General features: G+C 36.2%; 1 protein-coding gene. It reads right to left on the bottom strand.

Annotated elements, in window-relative coordinates:
* Window positions 1–56: 56 nt before the first annotated feature.
* A complete protein-coding gene (locus MM239_RS20770) occupies window positions 57–1115 on the bottom strand; it encodes an IS110 family RNA-guided transposase (protein ID WP_241350245.1) in 1059 nt (352 codons plus the stop codon).
* Window positions 1116–1264: the final 149 nt, after the last annotated feature.

Below are 1264 nucleotides of genomic sequence, written 5' to 3'. Positions count from 1 at the left end.
AAGATTCTGTGTTAAATTTCAAATAAAATCTAAATTTTTTACCTTTGATTTGTAAATCAGCTTAAGCTAGATTCAAAAGGTCCTGTTATTTCTGGCAGGGCCTTTCTTTTTTCTTCATAATCTATATCAAAAACCGATTCTGTTTTATAAAGTATATACATTAGTTCCAGTAATTTTCTTTGAACAGCTACAAGTGCTTTCATTTTTATACCATGTCTTCCTACTAGTCTGGCATAGTTGTCTTTGTAAAGTTTGCAGTGTTTTACCGCCGTCAAAGAAGGTAGGTGTAATGCTTTCCTAAGATACCTATTTCCTTTTTTTGATATTCTAGGCTTTCCTTTAACCGATATTCCCGACTGTTTTTCTTTTACATCCAATCCGGAATAGCTTGTAAGCTGTCTTTTATTGCGGATGAATTCAAAGCCGTTGGTTTCAGCCAAAACAATCGAAGCAGTAAGCTCTCCTACGCCGGGTATTGTGGTTAAGTCGTTAATCTGTTTTTTGAGCTTTTCATCTTCTCTGATCAGATCGCTGATCTCCTTTTTAATCTCTTTTTCCTGTTGGTTGAGTAATTTAATTCTCATGTTCAGCCTTTTTAGCGTGCCCAGGTTAGGGAAAGCTTCGGAGTTTTCTGCATGTAATTGGTTTTTAATAATCGTTCTTTCAGCTACAATCTGTTCCCTTTCCCGTGTCAGTTGCTTAATTTTCCTGAAAATCTGACGAGGTGGCTGCCAAGTCTCCAGATTCCTTTCAAGTCCAAAGCGAGATATTGCTTCTGCAGCTGTTCTATCAGTTATAGTTTTGATATCAAGTGTTCTTGCGTAATTACTGATTTTATTTGGAAGAACTATAACAACCTTTTTGGATCTTTCATAAAGCCAGTTTGCAAGCTTTTCATGATAAACCCCTGTAGCTTCCATCACGAATAGAATTTCTATTTCAGCTGAAGCACATTTTTCTGCCCACTTAATCAATTTGATAAACCCCTTGTCATTGTTTTTGAATACATCATTGAATTTGAGTTTAACATCTAGGTCATCGGAAAGAACACCGAAACTGCACACCAGTTCCTTCATAGCTACATCGATACCAACCACTTGTTTGAGAAATTTCATAAGATTTGGTTTAAATTACTAATATTAAAGTGGATGTCTCCCTTCGTTTTTTCTCCTGACTGGATATTCTTGCTACACCGGAACAAATCGCGATATGCATTACATTCTGTTTAAACTCCAAGAGAAAGAAAGAGATGGGGCAAGATCTT

Source organism: Belliella filtrata, assembly GCF_022549775.1.
Lineage (GTDB): Bacteria > Bacteroidota > Bacteroidia > Cytophagales > Cyclobacteriaceae > Belliella > Belliella filtrata.
The sequence above is the reverse complement of the archived record's forward strand: the minus strand, read 5'-3'. Positions and strand labels throughout refer to the sequence as shown.

What these genes read in the sequence shown, in the direction of transcription:
- MM239_RS20770 (WP_241350245.1), bottom strand. Translation starts at nt 1,115, where the DNA reads ATGAAATTTCTCAAACAAGTGGTTGGTATCGATGTAGCTATGAAGGAA.